Raw genomic sequence first — 20,247 nt, forward strand, 5'->3', positions numbered from 1 at the left:
TAAATTCCTCATTTATTTACTAATCTTGGTCACAGGGGTAGAATTATTATGGTTTTAAAAGGTTTTTTTTGAAAAAGGAATTATCACATCGTTCTCATGAACTGAAAGCTCTTGGATGGAATCAAGAAGACTTAACAAGATACGAAGATTTATGGGAATACAGTCAAAGATGGGGATTAATAAATTTAGAAAGAGAAGATAGACAGTTTTTAAAGAAAGCAGATAAGTTGCTACCAAAGATCCAAAATAAAAAGATATCCGTCAAAAAAACTATTGAAGAAAAATCATATTATTTATGGTTAAAATTTTACCTTGATGAAATTAATATTTTTAGTAATTCTAATCTTCCAAAAAATAAATATTGTGTTTGGACACTTTTAATAGAAGAGGAAATAAAACTTCTAAGAGAGTTGCAACCAGTTATGGGTCTTCCAGATACGATAAAAGCCAAAAATCTATTTGAAAATAGAAAAGAGCTCATAAATAAAGCCTTTATAGAATTTGATGCTAAAAACAATGATAAGAGTTTCAATTTTGAAGAGATTCTAAACAACTCTGAAAAAGATGTTGGTAAGAATTGGAAATCAATAACTGAAAAAGATCCTGAGGCTAATAAAACTTTTCCAATAATAGACAGTAAAAATATTGAGAAACTTAGATCTGTGATAAAAGAAGATTTGAGTTTATATATGAAAGATAACTATCCCTCACTAAAAGAGGAATTATAAATATTTATCTTTTTTTTGTTTTTTTTTTGGACTTTTTTAAGTTAAATAGATAATAGGATTATTTAAAAAATTTTGAGCAACCAAAAGTTCGAGACTCTTCAGTTACATGCAGGCCAGGTACCTGATCCAACTACAAATTCTAGAGCAGTCCCCATTTATCAAACCAGTTCTTATGTCTTTGATAACGCAGAACATGGAGCAAATCTATTTGGATTGAAAGAATTTGGAAATATTTATACTAGACTTATGAATCCCACTACAGATGTCTTCGAAAAAAGGATGGCAGCTTTGGAGGGAGGCATGGCAGCTCTCGCAACATCATCAGGTCAAGCGGCTCAGTTCTTGGCTATTGTAAACTGTATGACAGCAGGAGATAATTTTGTCTCTACATCCTTTCTATATGGTGGGACCTATAATCAATTTAAAGTACAATTTCCAAGATTAGGAATAGAAGTTAAATTTGCTGATGGTGATAGTATTGATAGCTTTAGGAATAAAATTGATGATAAAACCAAAGCAATATACGTCGAATCAATGGGAAATCCTCGGTTCAATATTCCTGATTTTGAAGGACTCTCTAAATTGGCAAAGGAAAATGGAATCCCTTTAATAGTGGATAATACTCTTGGTGCGGGGGGTGCTTTAATAAGACCAATTGATTTTGGCGCAGATGTTGTTGTAGAAAGTGCGACTAAATGGATCGGTGGACATGGAACTAGTATTGGAGGAGTAATTGTTGATGCAGGTACTTTTGATTGGGGTAATGGTAAATTCCCATTAATGAGTGACCCAAGCGCTGCTTATCATGGGCTCGTTCATTGGGACGCTTTTGGATTCGGTAGTGATATCTGTAAATCTTTGGGAGTACCTGATAATAGAAATATAGCTTTTGCGTTAAGAGCAAGACTTGAATGCCTCAGGGACTGGGGTTCAGCGCAGAGTCCTTTTAATTCGTTCTTATTATTGCAGGGTTTGGAAACTCTAAGTTTAAGGATAGAGAGGCAAACTTCTAATGCTCTTGAATTGGCAAAATGGTTAGATAATAATTCTAATGTAAGTAGCGTTAATTATCCTGGCCTAGAATCCGATCCCTATTATTCAAGTGCTAAAAAATATACTACTGGAAGAGGAATGGGTTGCATGCTGATGTTCTCTCTAAATGGAGGTTATGAAAATGCCGTTAAATTTATTGATTCTTTAAAATTAGCAAGTCACCTTGCTAATGTAGGAGACTCAAAAACTTTAGTAATTCATCCTGCTTCAACCACTCATCAGCAATTATCTGAAGAAGAGCAATTATCTGCAGGGGTTACTCCCACTATGGTAAGAGTTTCTGTGGGAATTGAGCATATTGATGATATAAAAGCAGATTTCGATCAAGCACTTTCACAAATCACTTAAGAAAGGAGATTTATTGGCTTTAATAATTCCTAGCAATTATCACAAGATAAGTGATGTTGAGAAAAATCATATATCTTGGATCGAACCAGAATTGGCAAAAAGACAGGATATCCGTCCTCTTAGGATTGGTATTTTGAATATTATGCCTCTTGGAAAGCAGTATGAATTTAATTTATTACATCCACTTGGGTTATCTCCTCTGCAAATAGAGCCAGTTTGGATTAAGCTCAAAACACACTCTTATAAAACATGGGATCTTACTCATCTAAATAATCTTTATATAACTTGGGAAGAGGCAAACAATCCTGAACCATTAGATGGAATTATTATTACTGGAGCACCTATTGAACACCTTGCTTTTGAAGATGTTAGATATTGGGATGAATTTGTAAAAATTGTAAATGAAGCAAGAAATACTTGTGCAAGTACTCTTGGGTTATGTTGGGCGGGTTTTGCTTTGGCTTATTTAGAAGGAGTTGATAAGAAAGTTTTTGATAGGAAATTATTTGGGGTCTTTCCTTTAAAAAGTCTTGTTCCTGGGCATCCTTTGATGGGTACACAAGATGATGAATTTATATGTCCTCAAAGTAGATTTGCAGGATTATCTGATTTGGATATGGAGAAGGCTCAAGATGAAGGGAAATTAAATTTACTGGCATATGGAGAAAACGTAGGATATACAATTTTCGAAACTAATGATCAAAAACAACTTATGCATTTAGGTCACCCTGAATATACGGTTCATAGAATTATTAGCGAAATTAAGAGGGATAAAGAGAAGGGAGATGTACCTCCACCTGAAAATTTTGATATAAATAGTTCAAAAACTGCTTGGAGATCTCATAGGAATTTGCTTTTTCAGCAATGGCTTTGGTTTTGTTATCAACAAGTTAGTCTTAATTAAATTTTTTTAATGAGCACTTTCAATACCACCTAGTCTCTCAAATAAGTTAAGACTTTCTTTATTTAACCCTACAATTTCAACTTTTGAACCACCATTCTGGAATTTTCTAATGATTTGCTCAAGAGCAACTACGCCACTTTGATCCCAAATATGAGCTAAAGACATGTCAATTACAATATTTTCTGGATGTTCATGAATATCAAATCCTTGTAAAAAATAAATTTTACTTACAAAAAATAATTGACCTTTTACTTTGTAGGTAGTTAAATTATTTTCTTTCGATCTTGAGACAGTTATAACTTTTGCGACTTTTCTGCTGAAAAGAATTGCAGCTAAGGCAACTCCTGCAATAACTCCAAGTGCAAGATTATGAGGTTTTGTAAGCATAGTAACGGCAAAAGTCATAATCATGACTGCAGTATCGCTTTTAGGTATCTTTCTAATATTTTTTAATCCATTTATATCTGCTGTACTAATTGCGATCGTTATCATTATTGCCACTAATGCAGCCATTGGTATTGCTCCAATCCAAGACTTCAAGAGGATAATCATAATTAAAAGAGATATACCTGAGGAGAGGGTTGATAATCTAGATTTGCCACCATTCTCAGTATTCATTACTGATTGCCCAACCAAGGCACATCCTGCCATTCCTCCAAATAAGGACGCCACAATATTTGCGATTCCCTGTCCTCTTGCTTCTTTATTTTTATTAGAACTTGTATCAGTTACATCGTCTAAAATGTCTTGAGTTAAAAAGGTCTCCATTAAACCCACGAGAGATATTGCAAGTGAGGTTGGCAAAATTATCCCTAATGTTTCAAAACTAAAAGGTACTTTCCCATTTTCTATTGATCCAAAAGGCAGAGAAATACTTGGTAATCCATCAGGTAATTTACCCAAATCGCTAACTGTTGGGACATCTAGATTAAAGAAAATGCTTATAAAAGTAATTACTACTATTGCGATTAGTTGAGATGGGATTACTTTTGTGATTTTTGGAAGACCATAGATAACTACTAACCCAAGGATTACAAGGATCCAAACTACTGGAATCTGAGAGTTAACTGGATATTGACTTAAAGTTTGTTCAACTAATCCTTTTGATTCTTTAATACCTATTCCTAACTGCGGTAGTTGTGCTTGAAATATTAAAAGTGCAAGTGCATTTACAAATCCACTTAATACTCCTGTTGGCACGAATCGCATTTGGTAGGCAAGTCTTAAATATCCCCATAAAATTTGGAAAATTCCAGTTAATATTCCAGCTGCAATAAGATATGGTACTCCTAATCCAGGAGCTTGTGATTCTCCATAAGTAACAAGTCCAGTCATCAAAAGAGCTGTTGAACCTGTTGCTGAAGTGATCATCCCCCTTCTTCCTCCAACAATCGCAATTGTTATAGATAAGCAAAATGCACCAAAAAGGCCAACTTTAGGATCTACACCAGCTATACCTGAAAAAGCAATTGCTTCTGGGATCATTGCAAAAGCAACAACTAAGCCAGAGAGAATATTTGACTTTGGATCATCTAACCAATTTTTAGATAAATATCTTGAAAAATTTGACATTATAAGTTTATTTATAATTATGAAGTTACCTTATAAAGGAGGCAAAATACCTTGTGGGTCAAAAATATTCTTTAAAGTTTTCAATTCATTCATTCTACTTCCAAAAGCTAATGTAAGTTCTTCCTCATGAGAATTTAAATGATTATGCAATTGGGCCAAGTGAATATTTGGATAAAATCTTTTTAGGTTATTCCACGATTTATAAATCCAGTCTAAAGCTACTTCCTTTTCTTGAAGATCATTTTTTTTCCATGATGCATATATCCAAGGTTTCCAAGTACTTTTTCTATGAACAAAAAAGCTTGAGCCATGATTTAACTTTTTAGTTTTGCAACCTAGTTGTTGAGAAGCAACATAACATGAATTATTTGGTTTATTGTTCATTATTTCATTCAAACATTTTATAAAAATTGGGATATTGTTTTTTAAATCTTCTCCAAGAAGACTAATTACCTCAGAATGGTTATTCTTATTTAGATCATATAAATTCAATGTCTTTGGGAAGAAATTTACTTTGTTAAAGTTCTCATAAAATTTCTTTTTTAGAGCGGGGAATTTGTCCAGAGGCATTAATGATTCTTCTGTTCTTTTATCTTCTAAATTATTTTTGAGTTCAGCAAAAACATATACGTAAATTTTTTGGGCATAAATCCATTGAAGACTAATATTTTCTGGAAATAACTCTGATAGTTTTATTATTTCTGATAGTTCATCTAGATTTACAAATCCTTCAATAACCTTAATTGGATTAGATTGGAAAGTCTTAAGTTCTATTTCGGTAATGATTGAGAAGAAGGGCGCTGCGCCCTTAATCGCTTCCCAAATTAGTTGTTTTTCTGGATTTATTTGATTTTTTTTTAAAGAGATAAATTTGCCATTACCTAAGAAACCTTTTATTGATTCAATATTATCAATGGCTAATCCATAGGCTCTACTAAGCGGACTCACTCCACCAGTAAGTATATAGCCAGCTCCAGGAAGTTTAGAAAGTCCGATAGGAAAACTTCGATTATGTTTTTCTAAATAATTTATAAGATCTCCCATTATTACTCCACCGCCAATTGTTACTAAATTGCTTTCTCTATCCAGGTGAATTTTGCTGTAATTTTTTCTTAGATCAAGAGTTTTAAAACCATTTTTAGCACAGCTAGAAGTTGTTCCTCCACTACATATACAAAGGTGCTCTAATTTTTTCTTAGAATAATTATCTTTATTAAATAAAGAACCATCAATGTCATAAATTAATTCCTTTAATTTTGCGTCCATTGAGTTAATATTTGGAATTTCAAGCAAGTTATGATTATTTTTCACTACTGAATATTGTTCTTTACTATTATGGTATAAGTAATAACTTAATTTTGGATAATTTAGATTCGAAGTTAAATAATCAAGTCGCGATTCTTATCTGTGGACACGGAAGTAGAAATAAACTAGCCATTACTGAATTTCAAGAATTAACTAAACTTATCCAAAAAAGATATCCAAACATTCTAGTTGAATATGGTTTCTTGGAATTTGCCAAACCTTCACTTGTTGATGCTTTGGAGAAATTAAGAGATCGTTCTATTAAAAAAGTAATTGCAATACCCGCGATGCTTTTTGCTGCTGGCCATGTAAAAAATGATATACCTAGCCTGCTTATAAATTATTCAAGTAAAACAGGTATTGAAATAATTTATGGAAGAGAATTAGGTATTAATAACTTAATGATTAGTGCAGCTTGTGAAAGAGTAAAAGATGTATTTAAACAAAATAATACTCTCAAACCTGAAGAATCATTATTAGTTGTTGTTGGTAGAGGCTCTTCTGACCCGGATGCGAATTCCAATGTTTCTAAAATTACGAGAATGATCGTAGAGGGTATCGGTTTAGGGTGGGGGGAAACAGTTTTTTCTGGAGTAACTTTCCCCCTTGTCGAACCCGGCTTGAAAAATGTAGTGAGACTTGGTTATAACAATATAATTATTTTCCCTTACTTCCTTTTCTCAGGGGTGCTTGTTACAAGAATAAAAAGGCAAAGTGATTTAGTTGCGATTAATAATCCACATATTTCATTTATACATGCAAAATATCTTTCATCGCAGTCTTATGTGGTTGAAACTTTTGTAGAAAGGATTGAAGAGATTCTTAATAACGAGGGCAAGAATTTTATGAATTGCTCAACTTGTAAATATAGATCAAATTTATTTGGCTTTGAAAAAGAAGTCGGGTTGACACAAGAAAGTCATCATGATCATGTAGAGGGTTTGGGTATAAGTTGTGATTTATGCGATCCTGAATGTAATGGTGCTTGTGAAATACAAAATCAAACCCCAAATCATAATAACCAAGGAAAATCAAATCTAGGAGAAGGTGATTACCTAGAACATGAACATGTAGAGGCTCATCAATATGAACATAATCATCATCACCATAACCATAGTATTTATCCAAATTCAAAACACCCTTTGGGACCTGTCACGCTTCGCTTGCCTAGTGAAGATCAAATCTTAAGAAAATCCGTTGAAAATAACTGAATCATCTGTCTCTTTCTCGGCTAAGTCTTAATAGACTCAATATATATAAGCATTCTTAATATAAAATCTTGAAAGCATTTTGAACTAGATTTTCCACATTTTCTAGGTTGTTTTCCACGTCCAAATCCACATCAGATCAGAAATGCCAGCAGTTTTAAAAAAAAACAGGACTTCAACATTATTGTTGACTTTTTGTAAAGATCTAATCAATTTCTTTATTTAAAAAAGTAATTTTTAAAAAACAAACTTATAACATGAGTCTCATTTGATAACTTTAAAATTTCACTGGCAGAATTTTTTTGATATTTTTGGAAAAAAATATCATTATATTCAAGTAATAAAAATAAATTAATGGATCAAATCAACCAATCAAATCTTAATGGGACAAAACTCGATGAGTGCTCCTTAAATAAAGTCTCTTTGGAAACAGAGCTTTCAGAAACTCTTTATAAAACCATGAAAGATTTCGTATTAAACAATCCAACTTGGGATCAATATAAACTTATAAATTCAGCCTTAGCTACGTTTCTTGTTCAAAATGGATGTACTGATAATTCTGTCTCAGAAATTTATTTAAATCAATTATTTACTCCCTCTAAGTCTTTTTGATATTTAAACAGGCTCTTCTGCACAAGGCCATCATTGTAAGTGTGGGGCTCTGCCAAGATGATGTTGGCCAGCATGCTCCATCTAATACAAGTACATTCTTGCATCTCCATAATTTATTAAATTTATCAACTACGCTATTTTCTTCACAAATTCCCATAGGTGCTCCTCCTACTTCATGAATGTAATATCCTGGAGGAGGAGGACTGTCTGATAGAGCGATCAAATCTTTTGTAAACAAACTACCTAATGGGATATTTATTAATTCATCAATATTTTTTATTTCTCCATTCGCAGCATCTATTGATTTTCGGATTGTTTTTGCCATGTGCTTTGCCATATTTAACTCATTCTCACTCCATTCGAATTCAATGTAAGGGATTGGAATGCCCCATTCATCAGTTCTTTTTGAAAGTGAGACTGAGTTTTTCTTTCTAGGAAGGACTTCACCATGCGCAATAAGGAAGCCAATGGATGTGTTTTGGTCTTTTTGCAGAAATTTAGGTATTCCTAATCTATCAATTGCTCCCCAAATTCCATAACCTCTATGGAAATTTATATTCTCAATTTTTGGAAGATTTGAACCAAATGGAATAAAGAAGCTCCCAGCTCCAGAAAGATTTGGAGAATTATCTAATGCTTTTTCTGAGACATTTGTCTTTGGGACTGAAAAAAATCTACAGATAGATATATGATCCATGAGGTACTTACCTAATTTCCCCGAATCATCTTTAAAACCTGAGGAATTTGTTTTATATTCTGAATTCAGTAATATTCTCAGTGTTGAAATTGTTGATGCGCAAAGAAGAATTAAATCACAATTTAATATTTCCTTGCATCCATTTTCTAGGTTAACGATCGTTAATTTTGATGCGAGCTCTGTTATCTTGTTAATTTCAAAAGACTCCACTAAGTGATTAGAGATAATTTGCACATTCCCAGTGTCTAAAGCTTTTTTAAAAGTGCTTCCTAAACTAGATGAAGTTGGCCATTGTTCATCTTTTACGGATGAATTGCGATCAAATCCTCTTGATTGGATAAATGGGTATTTTAATTTTGATTTAACTTTGCTGCCAAAAATATTTTCATTTTCTGTAAGAGGGATTTCACCAATATATTTTCCGTTTGGAACTTCCTTGATATCATCTTTTCTTCCATAAATTCCACAGAAATTTTCAATAAAATCATAGTGAGGGGAGAGTTCATCGTAAGAAATAGGCCAGTTTGGCCCAAATCCGTCTTTTTGGGCGGGCTGAAAATCTTCAGGGGAAAGTCTTAATGTAATGCCTCCCCAAGTTAATGATCTCCCTCCATATTGCTTACCTTGAGTCCAAAGGAAGGGCTTATTTTCTGGGTAGTGATAAGGATGCTTTATTTCATTTGAATATAAATCAGGATTATTTTTCCAATAACCAGGATGTTGGCATTGATTGGCATGTTTTTTTGTTAAAACTCCTGATAATCTTTTTAATGTACTTTTTGGCTCATAATTACTAGCATCAAGCCTTTTGATTTTTGGTCCGGCTTCTATGACTAAAACTTTTATCCCCTGTTCTGCTAATGAAAGTGCTGCTATTCCTCCTGTAGCTCCAGAACCAACAACAATTGCATCATAAGGACTTATATCCAAAATCTAGTTTTTAATTTGTTATTTCAATAAATATAGCATTCAGTAAATAATTAATTTTTAGATTTCAGCTTAAGAAGTTAGAATTTATTGAAATACTATTCAAAAAAATGAGATTTATATTTTTAACTGTTTTAATAATTGTTTTAACTCTCCCTTCTAGAAGCTTCGCTGCGTTGGATTATGGTAAACAATCCTTGGTAGGAGCTGATTTTTCTGGATCTGATTTAAAAGGAGCAACTTTTTATTTGACTGATTTACAAGACGCAAATTTATCAGGTTGTGAGCTCCAAAATGCGACTCTTTATGGAGCAAAGTTGAAAGATACTAATTTAAGTAACTCCAACTTAAGAGAAGTAACTTTAGACTCAGCTGTTTTAGATGGAACAGATTTATCAAATACTAACTTGGAGGATTCTTTTGCCTATAGTACACAGTTTGAAGATGTAAAAATACAAGGTGCAGACTTCACAAATGTTTTTTTGCCAAAAGATATTGTTAGGGAGTTTTGTGAATTTGCTTCTGGCACTAATCCAATCACAAATAGAGATACTAGAGATACTTTAGAGTGCGATTACATTTAAATTTATGCACATAAAAGTTCTTTTCTAATCTTTCTTTGTTTATAAAGTGATCTTCCAATGGGCCAACCTAATGTAGATAAATGTCTCATTAAAGAACCTGAGTATTTGAAATAAAGATTATCTGAATATTTGATACCAAGTTCTTTTAAAGTGGTTACTAATAAAAATAGATCTTTCTTGTTGCCTTTTTTCATATCCAATAATATTAATTCCTCACTTGATAATTTTTTTTCTAGAACCTTATCATTTTTAGCAAAACCAACTTTAAGTGAATTAAATTTATCAGAATAAAGAGTATAAATTATTCCATCTTTGTATTTATCTGTAGAAGTATCAACATTAAACCTTGATGAGATTAATTTTTTGTATCCTTTTATGATTCTTCTGTTATTCATAATTATTTGATCTCATTCTGAGTTATTTCGTATTTTTCCAATAGATTGTTTACTTCTGCTAGAGCAATCCTCTTTTGACAGGCAGAGTCATATCTATTAACTGCTACTGAAGGTATTGAACCTTTGCTTTTCATTTCCCTAATACCAGTTTCTAAACACTGAAAAGCGACGCTGGATAGATCTCTCCCTTCTGCTGCTGCCCAAACTTTTAAAAGATAAGTGAGATTTGACGGTACTGAGATCTGAACTTTGTTTGAATTTGAAGTATTTAATGAAATATCATCAAGACTAATTTCTTTAGAGGAAATAGTTTCTTTAACCTTTCTCTTCAAAATTTTTACTTGGCTTATAGCGTCCTCTTTATTCTTGATTTTTTGCTCTATGTCAAATAATTCTTCTTCAGAATTAATTAAAGCTTCTAACGCCCATTTAGCATCATCTTTCGCAATGGCGGTTCTATCAAGCCATTCATCTCTTATTTTTGACCAATTACTAGGCATAAGCTTTATGCGTTAATTCTATAATAGATAAATCTGAATAGATTGTCTATAAATTCTAATTAGATTTAATATGGAATATATAAAATTAAATTTCTAAGAACCCCTTATCTTAGGAATAATTTTTTTTACCAATTAAAACTGTAGAATTTATCCAATATGATTTTTTAGGTATTCCCCCCGTTAATTGCAAGCGATTTATTAGATAATTCAAAAAATTTTTATTTTAGTTATTTGTTTATTAAATTAAAAACTCCTGGAGCTTCTAATCTCTTTCAATCAGTTCAATTTTATATCCATCAGGATCCTCAACAAAAGCCAAGATAGTAGTACTGTTTTTCATTGTTTTAGGTCTGGTTGTTATTTTACAACCATTATTTTCTAATTCTTGGCAAATAAGATGAATATCTTTTACTCCGATAGCTATATGACCATATTTATCCCCAAGTTCATAGTCTTCGGACTTTTTGTCCCAGTTATAAGTTAATTCAATTACTGTGTTTTCTTTTTCTGAGCCATAGCCAACAAATGCCAAAGTGAATTTCCCATGAGGGTAATCCTTTTTTCTTATTAGATTCATTCCTAATCTATTTACGTAAAAATCAATAGATTTATCTAAATCTCCAACTCTTATCATTGTATGTAGGATACGCATTTTGAATTATGAACCTTATTCAATTATCTAATATTTAAAAACCATCTGCCAAAATTGATATTTACGAGGGTAAATCTTTAATTAAGCTCAGAAAAATTAGGTTAAAATATGAATACTAATTTTCAACAATATATTGAATCAAATAATCCAAAGACTCTCATCAGTATTTTTGTATACGTTGCCGTTAAAGGCATCAATACCTTTTGGATATTATTTGTTCTATAAATATTCTTTTTTAAAAATACTATTATTGATAACTTTCCCAATAGCAATAATTGAAAAATCTTTGCCTTTTGGGAGTTTTTTACTGTTTATAATTTTGTTTGCTGGATTAGCAAGAAACCCAAAAGTTCCTTATTTCGTCAGATATAACGCATGCCAAGCATTACTTATTGATATTGCTTTGATAATAATTTCATATCTCTTGAGAATATTTCCCATAGTTGAATTAAGTTCAGTAATTTTTATATTTACACTATGTATTTTTATTTATTCGATTTCTCAATGTATTTATGGAATCGAACCTGAAATACCCTTAATAAGCAAATCTGCAAGGATGCAAATTTAAAAAGATTTAGAGATTTCTGACTTTCTTCAGCACTCATTCAGAATAGATTCCCATCTCTCTTGACTTGCCTTAATTGCTTGCATTGGTGGATTGGCTCCCTCTATTTCAAAGGCTTTAATTAATGATTTATTAGCTAATAGGCCTAATCTTGCGGCCTCTCTTTGCCTAGAGCATACTTTTTTTCTTGATCCTTCTTTTAGATTATTTTCGATTTCTTTAAGAATCTGGCTAGCTTCATTAGATTTAGTATAAAAATCATTCATATAAACTTCAAGTGCAGTATCAGCTAAAATTTCAACTGGACAGATAATTGTGATTAAGCACACTATAAAACTTGTAAATAAAAATAATTTCATGAGGATCTTAAGAAAAATTTTTGGCCGATCTTTTTAATACTAAGTAAAAGGTAAGAACGCTAATTGTTCCTGATGGTCCTATTAAAATATGCCAAAATTGATCACCACTCATTGAGAGCCTTGTTCCAAAGAAAGTTGTAAAAAAAATACCAAATATTGGGTACAAGATAAAAAGCCAATCTTTGAAAATTCTTTGCCAATTTATTATTAGAAAGATACTTATTATTACTTGAAAAATAAGAGCAATACTTTTATCAAATAAAAAATATGACATTATTGAACATAGAGAGATGCAAAAGTTAGTTGCTTGAATAAATTTATTTTTTATAACTGATATTGATAAACATGTAAGGCCTAAAGATAGGAAAGAATAAAATAACCAATTAAAAAAAGATGAATGATCTACATAAATCCAAGATGTTTTGGTATGATCTATCATTTCAGAAATCGATGCTAATCCTAAAAAAATAAAACCGAAAGGTATGAATTTATTCGTGCTTAAATGTTTGAATTTATTGGTCGATCTAATTCCTAATAATATTGGGATGATTGCTGCTTGAAAATGGGCAAATAATAAAATTGAAAAAAACAAAATAAATTCTCAAACTCAATTCATCTAAAATTTAAATCCAAAAACCAGTTCTTGGTTATCTTAGTAGAGAAAGATACCATTGCCCAATTACTATAATTAATATTGTAAGAACAAAAGGGAAAGCAGGATATTTTGTTTGGAAATTAGCTGGTGGCCAAGGAGACCAAGATATTAATCTACCTTGAGGCTCATTTGAAATGACTTTTTTCTTCGATTTTTTGGATATTAAATTATCTGTGGCAAATCCTTTACTCATAGTCCAAATAACATTAATCCTAACAAGAATGAATCAAAAGGGCGTTTATATTATTCGCTTGAATTTCAGTTGCTTTTTATTAGAACGGAGGGGGTGGGATTCGAACCCACGGTGCCCTTGCAGACACGCTAGTTTTCAAGATTAGATCAATCCTAGTTATATCAAGGGATTTAGTCGTTTTAATGAAATATTTTTGCCACTTTTGTGCCACTTAAATTTTAAATAAGTAATTAAGAAATACGGTTGATTTTTCTATCCAACTTCTAAGCGTTTCATTTATGAACTTAAAATTTTTAAGGGAGGATATTAACTCTTATATATTCCTTACCATTACGTTCGAACTTATCGCATATAGCAGTTTGCCTAACCATACCTCCAAATGAGTTTGTTGCTCCAAAATCTATCGTTGCCGCTCCATATTGTTTATATTTTCCAGATGTTTTAACAACCTTTGCACTATAAAATTTGTAAGAACTTGGATCTTTTAATTGTTCTTTTATTCCATCTTTACACCAGATTTTTGCATAAATATCAGTAAACTCACGAGGTTCTTTTACAGATCCACCTCCGTTATTAATTAACGCTACGCAACCACCAATAATTGCAACTAATCCAACAGTAACAAAAGGAGTATATTTCTTTGTTAGTTTGTCTAATTCTTTTTTCGCTTTTTCTTCTACCTCCTTAGCTAATTTTGCTTTTTCTTCAGGAGAAAGTTTATCGTAAGCTTCTTGTTCTTCAGGAGTAGGTAAAGCCATTAAAAAAATCTAATTGCCCCTTATTTTAGATCGACTGTCAACTAAATTCTCCTTTTATGTTTGTGCCGAATCTGTGCCACTTTTCTTCATCTGCTTACATGAAATAACGCGAAATCTAGTGAATTACGATCGAAAATAATGAGCAATAAAAAAACCCCCTCAGGAGTAGTTTTATGAAAGTCAGTTATAGACACGGAGGGGGTGGGATTCGAACCCACGGTGCCCTTGCAGACACGCTAGTTTTCAAGACTAGAGCCTTAAACCACTCGACCACCCCTCCAGGGATAAATATTTAGATTTAACTTTTGAATTATAGCAGTATTGAGTTACAGAATTGTTTTTTACTTTAATGGATATTTAAGAATAAAATGTCTTATTTCATTTCTATTCAATTAATTAATCTGCTATTTAACTTAACTACCTAACATAGAAAGTTAGTAATTAGAAAAGTTTTCGGAAATCTAAAATACATAAATTTAAAAATAAAAAAAATTAATTTTCCTAATTAATTTTCTAAATTACGATGCAATTTTTTTAAATAAAATCATTTGAATTTTCTTCCTTTGTGATGATTTCTTTTTTAACTTCAAACGAATCAAATATCTCGTCCTGTATTCCTAAATTATCAAAATTATCTGTACTTGCTATGTTAGATCTGATAATTTCTTCAAAACTTATTTCATTTTGATCGAATGGATTAATAGATGCAAACTCTTCTAAAGATTGAAGAGGATCATTAATTCTTTGTGAGGATAAAAGTGAATCTTGTTCTTCTAATTCTCTTGGCAAGGCAATATTATTCATTGGAAGTCTTGTTATCTCATCTCTAGAGAAATCATGATCATGTATTGAGAATTCGTCTCTGCCTTGGTCAATAGTTTTAAAAGAATTATTAGCTAAATAGTAATTATCAACGAATCCATTATCTGAAATATCTTGTAAAAGGCTATATCTAAATGATCCATCTTCGTTAATTATAGTTTCCTCCGAACCCCACATATACTTAAGAGCTTCTAAGTCAGTCTGAGAGAATTGTGGAGCATAATCCGATGATATAGTCGATCCATAGAATGTAGGATTTCGTTGTTCGAAATTATATGACATTGCAGTATCTACAGTTGTATGCCAAGTTCCGTAAGGATCATGCCCGGGATGATCAAGGCCCAGGGCATGACCTATTTCATGAACAATAATATCCGCGCTTCTTTCATTAATATTACCGCTTGCAAGATTTCCATATTCATTATAAATATTTATTTTATTTAGACCTGTTCCTCCAAATTCATCTTCATACCACCAATCCCAACCACTTTGATCTTGCCAAATTATTTCAACAAAAGCGTCTTCAATATAGTATGCATCTTGATTAATAGTTGATAGCCCTAATAAGCTTTCATCGTCTTGTATAAAATCATTAGTATCAATTTTATAGATTCTAATTAAGGCATCATTTTCGTTGTAAACCCTTGTGAAATCAAGAGATATATTATCATCCATTTGCTTAAATGTATTTTCTATAAATAATTCTTCTACTTCTTCATGTGAATTAGTTAGATTTAGATAACCAGAAAGAAATCCTTTATCCCCATATGAATCATGGATGTAATATGTAATGTCTGGTCTTATGTAATCTCTGTAAGGAATGTAGCCTTCTACGAAGGTCATTGACCAATCAGATGAAACTAAATCATCGATAGATACGGGGTTAGAACCAGTTACATAAATTCCAGAATCATAATCAATACCAATCATTCCATCATTATTTAGATCTAGATTAAAGTTTGTCTCGAGAGAGATAAATGTATTATCAGGAGTTAGGCCAGTGAAAAGATTACCTGATAATCCAGTGTTGCCATCATTTATATAATCCCAATTGCTGTCATGTTGAGATAACCAGAAGGTTGTTTCATTTACACCATCATCATATTCCCAGATAACAGAGTTAACACCATTGATTATTTCCGCTCCAAGAACAGAGTATCCTGCCCATGTACTGCTTCCAACATGATCTCCAAACCATTTTATGTATTTTGTATTACCTTGAGAATCTCTTGCATAGGCTAAATCATCTTGATCTTTCAACAAAGTAATATTTCCTTCTGATTCAACTGTTGAATAATTGACCTCTTTACCTTTGACATTAATAGTTTGAGATGTAGAGGTATAATTTTCCCCATCTGTAACTGTGTAATTGAAATTAAAGGATGAATTGCTTAATGTTTCTGGAACTGTAAAAGATAAACTATTTAGAGAATTGGTATATCCATTGCTATTTATCGCCATATCAAGGCTAATGTTTTCTGAATGACTTATTGGCAGATAAGCCTTATTGGTTGAATAATCAAAAGTTAAATATCCATAATTAGTCCATACATCGCCTATCGATAAAGTATCTCCTTCTGGGTCAACAAAACCTTGTAATAAATCATATCCATAAACTGTAATGTAGTCTCCAACTTCCACATCAGTAAATGTCTTAAGATTGCCAGAAAGGACAGGAGCTTGATTTGCCCTTTCCCCTATAAATGCATCATTATCAAGGTCAAGATTGAAGTTAGTTTCTAACTGATAGAGCTGTTCAATCGAATCAGGCATATATGAAGATACAGTAGACCAGTTATTATCATGCTGACTTAACCAGAAACCTGGCCCATCTCCGTAATCGTAAGTCCATAGAACAGAGTTGATTCCATTGATATTTTCTGCTGCTACTAACTGATAAGCTCCCCACATATTTTGATAAACATGTTCCCCGTAGTATGTAATAGCATTTGTATTACCCTGTGCATCACGAGCAAAGCCAAACTCATCATCATCAATTAAAAGCGTTATATTCCCCTGAGAATCAACTGTTGTTAGGGAAGGAGCCTTGAAGGTAACGGTGGTTGTGCCATCGATACTGCCTCCGAATTCATCGGTAACTGTATATGCAAGTTCTACATCACCAGTTAAATTGGCATTACTTGGAGATATTCTCCACTCTCCATGATTTATTTCCTCTATGAGGACATTATTGGAAGAAGTTTCTACAGAATCTATATATAAATAATGATTTTCCGGATCAGTATATCCATCTAACAGATCCCACTCATAGAGATAGAAGTCTTCTCCCTGCTTGACGTCAAATGTCGGGATCTCGAATCCCGCAATCCTGACTGGATCTTTATTGTCGAAACCAATAGAACCATCATTATTGAGGTCAAGATTAAAGTTAACTTCTGTTTTATAGAACTGCTGATCAGGAAGCTCTCCATGGTTAGGATTTCCAATATTGCCTGCATACCCATCAGTGACATAAGACCAGTTGTTATCGTGTTCAGCTAACCAGAAAAATTCAGCATGAGAATCACTATATTTCCAAATAACAGAATTAATTCCATTAATTGTTTCGGCTCCCAAGACAGAATATCCGGCCCACATATAGTCATAAATCTGTTCTCCGTAATATGTAATCTCCTGTACGTTGCCTTGAGGATTTTGAGAATAAAAATATCCAGAATCATCTTTTAATAAAGTGATTTCTTTTTCTGATTCAACTGTTTCATATTGATCATTTACCACTGGATCAACTACTGGAGCAGGATCAGCTACGGGAGTAGGATTAACTACGGGATTAGGATCAACTACGGGATTAGGATCAACTACAGGATTAGGATCAACTACAGGATTAGGATCAACTACAGGATTAGGATCAACTACAGGATTAGGATCAACTATCGGAGCAGGAGTTGGTTCTGTAGAAGAATAATTATTTGTGAATGTTGTTGTAAATTGATATCCTTCTGTACTACCGCCAATTATTAAATTACCGTTAGGTAATATTTGTAGGGACCCTATAGAACTTATTGAGTTAAGAGTTATATCATCACTAGGATCAACTATTGATTTATCCTGATTGTAATTTTGAAGATCTATTTCTAATATATTGAATGATTTATCTTCTTTATTTATTGAGATTATTCTATGATCGAATTGAGCATAGGTTCCAAGTTCTATTCTTAAACCGCTCTGATAACCGCCAACAAATCCCTCATTGTAGACAGATAAATAAATATTAGAATCTGTTGTCCATATCTCATCAATACTCACTCCATTAAGCGATGACAGATCTTCCCATTTATTAATTAAATTACCATCCTCGGACATTAATCCAAGTGTGAAATTATCTATGCCATATGTATGGTGAGTTACTGATGATCCAAAATCTCCTACAAAATAAATTGAATTATCTTTATTAATCCCTAAATCATATATTCCTTCATTGTAATAGCCTGTAGCTAGATTCTTTTTCCATTCAATTACTTCTGAATCTGCTCCATATTTTATTATAAATGGATCACCACCTAATCCGCTCCATTCGTCATTCCCCGAGCCAATCGGAAAAACTCCAGTGCCTGCACTTCCCGCGACAATGACAGCACCTGTATTATCAACTTCAAAATCATAGATGGTTCCGGCGAGTCCTATAGGAAGTTTCGAGATGATTTCTCCATTACTATCTAATTTATTTATATTTATGTTTGATAGTTCTCCTGTATCAAATTCTGGACCGGCAGTGGAAAAATATACATATCCGTCCTTGTCAAGCTTAAGATTTGAATTGCCCTTGTAGTTGTAATCATCTTGATAAATTAAATAATCAGTAAACCTTGTCCACAACCTTTCTCCTTCTGGATTATATTTTGCTACGTAGAAATGTTCAGATTCGTGTCCTACTATCTGATCATCCATATTTTCTCTTGTTGAACCTGATACATACACAAATCCATCTTTGTCAATTTCGATATCTTCAATATCATTATCTTCTCCAATTTTTACATTCCAAATTTCATTCCCTTGGTTATCTGTTTTAATTAAGTGAGGTATCCATACTTCGACCTGTTTTCGCAAGTCATAGTTATATTCACTTTTTGTAGTGGCGTATAAGGAATAAAAATTGTTTTCATTATCTGCTTTAGATGGACCTCCAGTTATGTTTGTATAAACATCTGGAGCAAATCTACCTTCTCCATCTTCAACTAATTGATAAAGAATAGTTTCTTGTGTGAAGGGATTAGAAGGATCAAATACAAGAGCAGGATCAACTATTGGCGCAGGATCATTTATTGGAGCGGACTCATTAGTTGCCTCAGGTATGCCAATTGCAGGAGAGTTAGAAACTACATTTATTATTTGTGTTGTCTCAATAGAGTTACCGTATTCATCGTTAACGGTATAAGAGAATTCTATTGGCCCAACTGGTGTATTCTCTGGAACAGATAAGGCAACAATTTCATTTCCTTCAATTAATTCAACAAACTCAAGTGATAGATATAGATCATTAGCTATCGGAAGTGTTCCAGTTAGAGCATGTTGATCAATAATCATATTTCCATACTCAGTACTTACCTGACCTACATAAAGTGCATCTCCATCTGGGTCTGTGAATCCTTCCAATAATTCAGATGATGAGATTGTAATCGTATTTCCTGGCTCAACCTCTTTAAGTGTGGCTTGTTGTCCAGATAATATGGGTTCATCATTATTAATCGCATGGCTAAATATGAGAAGCTCCCCACTTGGACTTCTCCAATGAGAATTAAGGTAGCTATTTAATAACCCGCTAAGATCATCAGTAAAGTGTGCATTAACATAAAAAGTTTCATCTCCTTGAGAGACATCAAATTGATATGCTGAAGTTTCAAATGATTGAAGAGAAGGATTTGTTGTATCTGGAATTGAATTTATTACTTCAAATTCATTTCTAATTCCTAAATTACTTAAATCGTCATATGTATAGAAACGATAATTACCAACTGCATCAGTTATGGAGAGGTGATCTAAGGTCCAAGTACCAATTTCAGAATGTTCAGGTACAGTTACTACAATGTCTTCATAAGATAATTCTTTGTCGGTTAGGGTAAATTGATACTCGTAATAATCTTCAAATGTATTTATGCCTCTATAATCTTCATACATGTGCGCCCAACCAGATATAATCTTATCCCCACTTGGACTTCTCCAAGCAAAGTTAGTTGAGCTTGAGTCAGTATCAAAGCCGCTGAGGTCATCAATAAAGTTGGTATTTACATTGAAGGTTTTATCTCCTTCAGAGACATCAAATTGATATGCTGAAACTTCAAATGATATAAGAGAAGGATCTGTTGTATCTGGAATTGAATTTATTACTTCAAATTCATTTCTAATTCCTAAATTACTTAAATCGTCATATGTATAGAAACGATAATTACCA

The 20,247-nt window shown here is 32.5% G+C and carries 18 protein-coding genes and 1 tRNA gene; 7 read left to right on the forward strand and 12 right to left on the reverse strand.

The features are described from left to right. Positions 1–68 precede the first annotated feature (68 nt). The 3 genes from HA144_RS03500 (at position 69) to HA144_RS03510 (ending at position 3,033) form a co-directional block, all read left to right on the forward strand. Positions 69–728 carry a hypothetical protein gene (locus tag HA144_RS03500; RefSeq protein ID WP_209042468.1) on the forward strand — a complete coding sequence of 220 codons (660 nt, stop codon included), beginning with the start codon at positions 69–71 and terminating at the stop codon, positions 726–728. A gap of 72 nt (positions 729–800) precedes the next feature. Continuing rightward, a complete protein-coding gene (locus HA144_RS03505) occupies positions 801–2,129 on the forward strand; it encodes an O-acetylhomoserine aminocarboxypropyltransferase/cysteine synthase family protein (protein ID WP_209042470.1) in 1,329 nt (442 codons plus the stop codon). Positions 2,130–2,142: 13 nt separating this feature from the next. Further along, positions 2,143–3,033 carry a homoserine O-succinyltransferase gene (locus HA144_RS03510; protein WP_209042472.1) on the forward strand — a complete coding sequence of 297 codons (891 nt, stop codon included), beginning with the start codon at positions 2,143–2,145 and terminating at the stop codon, positions 3,031–3,033. Positions 3,034–3,039: 6 nt separating this feature from the next. On the opposite strand, the gene HA144_RS03515 is transcribed toward HA144_RS03510, so the two are convergent. Together HA144_RS03515 and HA144_RS03520 are read right to left on the reverse strand one after the other, a co-directional pair. Beyond that, entirely contained in the window at positions 3,040–4,605 is a 1,566-nt protein-coding gene (locus tag HA144_RS03515) for a SulP family inorganic anion transporter (RefSeq protein WP_209042474.1), read from the reverse strand. Positions 4,606–4,635: 30 nt separating this feature from the next. Then, a complete protein-coding gene (locus HA144_RS03520) occupies positions 4,636–5,916 on the reverse strand; it encodes an FAD-binding oxidoreductase (protein WP_209042476.1) in 1,281 nt (426 codons plus the stop codon). Between the two features lie 47 nt (positions 5,917–5,963). On the opposite strand from HA144_RS03520, the gene HA144_RS03525 reads away from it, so the two are divergent. Further along, positions 5,964–7,121: a sirohydrochlorin chelatase gene (locus tag HA144_RS03525; protein ID WP_373921941.1), complete on the forward strand. Its 1,158-nt coding sequence runs from the start codon at positions 5,964–5,966 to the stop codon at positions 7,119–7,121. Between the two features lie 351 nt (positions 7,122–7,472). After that, entirely contained in the window at positions 7,473–7,730 is a 258-nt protein-coding gene (locus HA144_RS03530; protein WP_209042480.1) for a DUF2811 domain-containing protein, read from the forward strand. On the opposite strand, the gene HA144_RS03535 is transcribed toward HA144_RS03530, so the two are convergent. Further along, the gene (locus HA144_RS03535) at positions 7,717–9,357 is read right to left on the reverse strand and encodes a GMC oxidoreductase (protein ID WP_209042482.1); all 1,641 of its coding nucleotides are present in this window, start codon (positions 9,355–9,357) and stop codon (positions 7,717–7,719) included. The genes HA144_RS03530 and HA144_RS03535 overlap by 14 nt on opposite strands. Before the next feature lie 107 nt (positions 9,358–9,464). On the opposite strand from HA144_RS03535, the gene HA144_RS03540 reads away from it, so the two are divergent. Continuing rightward, positions 9,465–9,938 carry a pentapeptide repeat-containing protein gene (locus HA144_RS03540; RefSeq protein WP_209042484.1) on the forward strand — a complete coding sequence of 158 codons (474 nt, stop codon included), beginning with the start codon at positions 9,465–9,467 and terminating at the stop codon, positions 9,936–9,938. Positions 9,939–9,940: 2 nt separating this feature from the next. On the opposite strand, the gene HA144_RS03545 is transcribed toward HA144_RS03540, so the two are convergent. From HA144_RS03545 to gloA, 3 genes are all read right to left on the reverse strand, one after another. Further along, on the reverse strand, positions 9,941–10,333 hold the full coding sequence (locus HA144_RS03545) for an LEM domain-containing protein (RefSeq protein WP_209042486.1): 393 nt from the start codon (positions 10,331–10,333) through the stop codon (positions 9,941–9,943). Between the two features lie 2 nt (positions 10,334–10,335). Next, on the reverse strand, positions 10,336–10,833 hold the full coding sequence (locus tag HA144_RS03550; RefSeq protein ID WP_209042488.1) for a VHS domain-containing protein: 498 nt from the start codon (positions 10,831–10,833) through the stop codon (positions 10,336–10,338). Positions 10,834–11,095: 262 nt separating this feature from the next. Next, positions 11,096–11,485 carry a lactoylglutathione lyase gene (gloA, locus tag HA144_RS03555; protein ID WP_209042490.1) on the reverse strand — a complete coding sequence of 130 codons (390 nt, stop codon included), beginning with the start codon at positions 11,483–11,485 and terminating at the stop codon, positions 11,096–11,098. A gap of 133 nt (positions 11,486–11,618) precedes the next feature. Here gloA and HA144_RS03560 point away from each other — a divergent pair, with 133 nt between their 5' ends. Beyond that, a complete protein-coding gene (locus HA144_RS03560) occupies positions 11,619–12,053 on the forward strand; it encodes a Tic20 family protein (RefSeq protein ID WP_209042492.1) in 435 nt (144 codons plus the stop codon). A 26-nt stretch (positions 12,054–12,079) separates the two neighbouring features. Here the strand turns inward: HA144_RS03560 and HA144_RS03565 are convergent, their stop codons facing one another. The 6 genes from HA144_RS03565 to HA144_RS03590 all read right to left on the reverse strand — a co-directional run. Continuing rightward, positions 12,080–12,409: a hypothetical protein gene (locus tag HA144_RS03565; protein WP_209042494.1), complete on the reverse strand. Its 330-nt coding sequence runs from the start codon at positions 12,407–12,409 to the stop codon at positions 12,080–12,082. Positions 12,410–12,416: 7 nt separating this feature from the next. Beyond that, positions 12,417–13,001: a hypothetical protein gene (locus HA144_RS03570; RefSeq protein ID WP_209042496.1), complete on the reverse strand. Its 585-nt coding sequence runs from the start codon at positions 12,999–13,001 to the stop codon at positions 12,417–12,419. Between the two features lie 55 nt (positions 13,002–13,056). Next, positions 13,057–13,257 carry a hypothetical protein gene (locus HA144_RS03575; RefSeq protein WP_209042498.1) on the reverse strand — a complete coding sequence of 67 codons (201 nt, stop codon included), beginning with the start codon at positions 13,255–13,257 and terminating at the stop codon, positions 13,057–13,059. A gap of 293 nt (positions 13,258–13,550) precedes the next feature. Then, positions 13,551–14,015, reverse strand: coding sequence for a hypothetical protein (locus tag HA144_RS03580; protein ID WP_209042500.1), 465 nt, complete (start codon positions 14,013–14,015; stop codon positions 13,551–13,553). Between the two features lie 193 nt (positions 14,016–14,208). Further along, positions 14,209–14,295: transfer RNA gene (locus tag HA144_RS03585), tRNA-Ser, on the reverse strand. 254 nt (positions 14,296–14,549) lie between these two features. Further along, positions 14,550–20,247 (reverse strand): cadherin-like domain-containing protein (locus HA144_RS03590; RefSeq protein ID WP_209042502.1); only part of this gene is annotated, 5,698 nt, incomplete at its 5' end.

The sequence above is a fragment of the Prochlorococcus marinus XMU1404 genome (assembly GCF_017696175.1).
In the GTDB taxonomy this organism is placed as follows: Bacteria; Cyanobacteriota; Cyanobacteriia; order PCC-6307; family Cyanobiaceae; genus Prochlorococcus_A; species Prochlorococcus_A marinus_X.